This is a genomic window from Pseudomonas antarctica, from assembly GCF_900624995.1.
Lineage (GTDB): Bacteria > Pseudomonadota > Gammaproteobacteria > Pseudomonadales > Pseudomonadaceae > Aquipseudomonas > Aquipseudomonas antarctica.
In genome coordinates, this window is sequence record NZ_UYXQ01000192.1 from 1 (window position 1) to 5,105 (window position 5,105).

Annotated in this window: 4 protein-coding genes; all 4 read right to left on the reverse strand. The window is 62.4% G+C overall.

Going from position 1 to position 5,105, the window contains the following annotated elements; translation table 11 throughout:
- A partial coding sequence (locus E0F99_RS28745) for a molybdopterin cofactor-binding domain-containing protein (RefSeq protein WP_130909090.1) occupies window positions 1-2,834 on the reverse strand: 2,834 nt, incomplete at its 3' end.
- Window positions 2,831-3,322 (reverse strand): (2Fe-2S)-binding protein, encoded by a 492-nt coding sequence (locus tag E0F99_RS28750; protein ID WP_083358254.1) that lies wholly within the window; start codon window positions 3,320-3,322, stop codon window positions 2,831-2,833. The genes E0F99_RS28750 and E0F99_RS28745, both read right to left, overlap by 4 nt.
- 200 nt (window positions 3,323-3,522) lie before the next feature.
- Complete coding sequence (locus E0F99_RS28755) at window positions 3,523-3,957, reverse strand: MarR family winged helix-turn-helix transcriptional regulator (protein ID WP_083358253.1); 435 nt, start codon at window positions 3,955-3,957, stop codon at window positions 3,523-3,525.
- A gap of 127 nt (window positions 3,958-4,084) precedes the next feature.
- On the reverse strand, window positions 4,085-5,105 hold a 1,021-nt coding region (locus E0F99_RS28760), incomplete at its 5' end, for a 2,5-dihydroxypyridine 5,6-dioxygenase (protein ID WP_130909091.1).

The window sequence follows — 5,105 nt, forward strand, 5'->3', positions numbered from 1 at the left end:
CCGCGATTCCACTGCTCGCCGCGCTCTGGCTGCAGGGTGATTTCGCCGCGCCTTAAATTCAGCGCATTCCACCCCGCCATCAACGGTCGGATGTTGAACGGAAAGCGCATGGCATTCGACGTCGGCGTCTGGCTTACCGGCGCCTGCGACATCAGGTAGGCGTATAGCGCCTGCATGTCCGCCTCATTGATATTGCGAAACGCCGTATACGGAAACGCCGGATACAAATTGCGCCCGTCGCGACCGATGCCGTCACGCATCGCGCGCTCGAACGCCGGGTACGACCAAGCGCCGATCCCGGTCTTCACATCCGGGGTGATATTGCTGCTGTAGAGCGTGCCGAACGGCGTTTCCATCGCCAACCCACCGGCATTGGTCGCGCCGCCTGGCGCTGTATGGCAGACCGCGCAATCACCCACCGCCGCCAGCAAACGCCCGCGCTCCAGGGTGGCCTTGGACCACGTGCCGGCGCCGGGCGGGGCAATCGGCGTGATTTCAGGGTGAAACGGCCACGCGGTGGCAATCAGTGCACCCAGCGTCGCGAACAGTGCACCGATCCACCATCTTTTGCGTTTTTCCGGCGACTTGGCAGGCTCGCCAAGGGAGCTGGCATTCAGCGCCGCCAACACCCGCTCCGGGGTGATCGGCAACTCGCGAAAACGAATTCCGGTGGCGTCATAAATCGCATTGGCAATCGCTGCCGCGCTGGGCACCGAAGCGGACTCACCAGCGCCCATCGGTGGCTGATCCTGGCGCGGCATCATCAGCACGTCGATCTGCGGCACTTCGGGGAAGGTCAGGATCGGATACCCGCCCCACTCCTTGCTCGCTACGGTCGACTCTTCAAAGGTCACCCGCTCCTTCAACACACGGCTGGTGGACTGGATCACATTGCCGTGGATCTGGTGCTGCACGCCCGCCGGGTTAATCATCATCCCCGAGTCATGGCCGATCACCACGCGCGTCACTGACACGTCACCGGTGTGTTTGTCGATGGCCACATCCGCCACCCAGGCCGCCCACGCGGCGCCGAAGCCCGGGAACTTGCTGTGGATATAGCGCGCGTAGGCAAAGCCCCGGCCACGCAACAGATGGTCTTCATTGGCGGTTTGCATCGGCGCGGTGCGCGGCGACCAATTGGCGCGTTCGGCGGTGGATTTCACCAGGTCGATGGCGCGCTCGTCCTTGAGGTAACGCAGGCGGTATTCCACCGGGTCAACACCGGCGGCGAACGCCAGTTCATCGATATAAGATTCGTGGGCAAAGGTGTTGGGCAGCGCCGACACGCCGCGCATCCACGAGGCGCGAACGATGGGCGCCATGTCGTTGATGCTCACGCGCATATTGTCGATCTCATACGGCGGGATCGAGGTGCGGTCGCCCATCTCGAACATCGCCGCCACTGGCGCGACACGCCCGGTGAGCAACAGCGCCAAGGTCGGCGCGCCGTTGGAGGGGTAACTGGTTTCAAAATCATAGGCGGCGATGCTGCCGTCGGCGTTGAGGCCGCCGTCCACATCCATCAACTGCGCGGTGCCCTTGGGCTCCCACAGGTGTTCCTGCTCGCGGGTCAGTTGCACGCGCACCGGCTTGCCCACGGCGCGGGATAACAGCAAGGCATCCGCGCACACATCATCGGCGCAATTGCGCCCATAACAGCCAGCGGCTTCCATGCGAATCACCTCGATCAGCGTTTCATCACACGCCAACAGCCACGCCAGGTCGGCACGCAACAGGTGCGGATTCTGGCTACCCGACCACACCCGGCTGCCGGTTGCTTGATAATCGGCCACCGCGCAGGACGGCCCGATCGAGCCATGCATCTGATAAGGCCACAGATAAGTGCGGGGCATCCTTTGGCTGGCCCCCGCCAACGCCTCATCGACACTGCCCTGATCGAGCACCGTACGGCGTACTCGCGGGTTGTCGCGGATGGCCTGTTCGACATCACGCATGTCCGGCAAGGCGTTATTCCAGGGTTTCCACTGCACCTGCAATTCATGGGCAGCCTTGATCGCCTGCTCTTCGCGTAACGCGACTACGCCGACAAAGTCCCGAATCACCACCACCGCTACAACCCCGGGGATATGTGCGATGGACGCCTCATCCACACTCAGCAAACTGTTGCCGACAAAATCCCCGCAGTCGAGCCCCGCATACGGCGGCCGAACCACCCGCCCATGCAACATGCCCGGCACGCGCATGTCGTGCACATAGGTCAGCTCACCCGTGGCCTTGCCGGGGATATCCACGCGCGCAGCGCCTTTGCCGACCAGGCGGTAATCCTCAATGGCTTTCAAGGGTGCATCGCCGCTGATGCGCAACTGGTCATGCTGGCCGCTGACCAGCTCTGCGTAAGTGGTGGTGCGCCCGTCTGCGGCGTGGATCACGCCGGCTTCCACCTTGAGGCTGGCCGTGCTCACGCCCCAACGCCCCGCCGCCCGCGACAGCAAAAAGCGCCGCGCTTCGGCTGCCGCATTACGCAGCGGGATCGCGTAAATCTGCAAGGTCGCACTGGCAATGGTCGCGCCTTGGTTCGGCGCGCGCTCGGTGTCGCCCAGCACCATGCTGATCTGGTCCATGGTCAGGTCCAGCTCTTCAGCAACGATTTGCGCCAGCGAGGTGCGAACGCCGGTGCCCAGGTCCACATGACCGTTGAACGCGTAGACCAGGCCATCGTCGTTCACCGCGATAAACAGCCCCAGTTCCTTGGGTTTCACCGTCGGCGTACCGCCCTTGGCCACCGGGCCCGAAGGCGGCAGCACGTCATCGACAATCAATAAGGCGCCCGTCTTGGCCAGCCACTGGTCACGGGAAAGTGCAATGTCGGTCATGGTCGGGCGTCCACGGTCAAAAGGTGAGCGGCACGCAGCACGGCGCGCAGGATTTCGATATGGGTGCCGCAGCGGCAGAGGTTGCCCGAGAGTTCGTTACGGACCTGTGCTTCGCTGGGGTTGGGATTGCGGTCGAGCAAGGCCTTGGCGGTCATGATCATGCCGTTCAGGCAGTAGCCGCATTGCGCCGCTTGCTCATCGATAAACGCCTGCTGCACCGGGTGCGGCGCCTGACGGCTGCCGAGCCCTTCGAGGGTGACGATCTCGCGCCCTGCCGCGCCCGCCAGCGGGAACACACAAGAGCGCGCGGCCACGCCATCGATGATCACCGTGCAGGCGCCGCACTCCCCCAGACCGCAGCCGTATTTGGGGCCGTTGAGCGCCAAGTCATTGCGCAACACCAGCAACAGCGGTGTATCCGCCATGGCGCTGACTTCGCGGGTGTGGCCATTGACCTCAAGGGCTACCGTGATGGATGGGCTGATCATTCGCTTCGCCTGTGTCGATTGATGAAGCAGCCACTACACGAAACAGTCAAAAAAAAGCATCGCAAACCTGGGGCCTCGCGACACACTTGAAGAGTGAAGTGACTACTACATCAACACAGAGCAAAAACGATGCCAAAGGGTTGGGCTTACCCGGGCAAGCCCGCTGGCCACAACAAGCCCGCTGGCTACCGCGACGCCCACTATTGCTGGGGATCGTCAATCATCTTGCGCAGCAAAAACAGCACCGCCACCCGTTCAGCCGGGTTGAGGTTGCTCATGGTCAACTCGCTGATCTGTGCGGCGCGGGGTGCGGTTTGGCTGACCAGTTCGAGGCCTGCGGCAGATAGGTCTACCACCACCTTGCGCTTGTCTTGTGGGTCCGGCTCCAGGGTGATCAGTTCCTTGGCCTTGAGCCGCTCGACAATGCCGCGAATGGTCGCCTGGTCGACGGCGGTGGCCTTGACCAGTTCGGTGAGGGAACTTGCACCGTGATCGCGCAGCGCGCACAGGGTGACAAACTGCACGGCTGTGAGCTGGGAGTCGCCGACATTCTGCTGAAAGATCGCCAGGTGGCGCTGGTAGGCCTTGCGCAGCAGGTGGCCAACTTGTTCAGAGAAAACGTAGGAATCAGGCACGGCGGGCTCGGTGGGTGTGGAGATTGGGAAGGCATGATGGCGGGGATGGTGAATCGACTCAAGCCTCTCACTGAAGGAACGCACGCAAAATGTGGGAGCTGGCTTGCCTGCCCCCACATTTGGATGTTTAGCGTGCCAGGGAAGCTTTCGGCGCAACCACATCACCACCGATGACAACTGCCTCGTCATCCAGGTACACATCACAATTGCGCAGCGCAATGTCCATATGGCACGGCGTCTTGCGCGTCCCGCCCACTTCGGTATTCGGCCCGGTGGAGAACAGGAAGTTGCCGTAAAACGCCCGCGCATCCATGCACATGCCGTCGTTTTTGTCATGCAAGCCCATGGCGGTCCACTGCGCTTTTGACTGCAACCCCCAGCCGATATGGGAGATGCCGTACACCTCAGGGTCATTAAAATACTTCATGTAGTCGTGCAGGTATTCGGCCTCAAAACCACCGTGGATTCTGGTGATAAAACCCTTTTCGATCTCCAGCGTGACTTTCTCGCGGGTGTAGGTCTTGAACGGCAGCAGGATGTCGCCGATATCCAGCACCAACACGCCTTCGGCAGTTTCTTCGTTGGGCCAGGAGAACAGGAAGCCGCTGGGCCAGTGGTCCCAGCGCCCTGGTTCATCGGCAAAGCCGTACTCGGTCACCGCCGGGTACTGCCCCAAAGCGGCGCGAAAATCACTGCCAGCGCGGGATTTGACGTGGATCGAGCGCGCCTTCTCAAGCAACTGCTCGGCCGCCAGCACCCGCACCTTGTCCTCTTCGGTGGGTAGCATGCGCGCCAGCACTTCTGGCGGCTCCACGGCCAACAAGATGCGCGTGCCGGTCTTGAGGATCTGCTCCTGTTCCGGCGAGTGCAGCAGCATCATCGTGTCGACAATCAGGTCAGCCGCTTCCAGCGCGCGTTGCGCGGCGATATTGCCGGTCAACGCAGTGTCGCCGCAGTAGGCGGTCATGTCGTTGCCCATCGCGTGCGGATGATTGAACGATGGCAACTCCACCGCGTACACCTTGGCCCCCAGGCGCTGCGCCGCATCCATCGCGGCGGGCACGGTGCGCGGGTCGGAGTAATGGCTCTTGTGCACGGCGACACCTCGGGTGGGGTCGACCTTTGACAGCTTCAGCAACTGTTCAAAC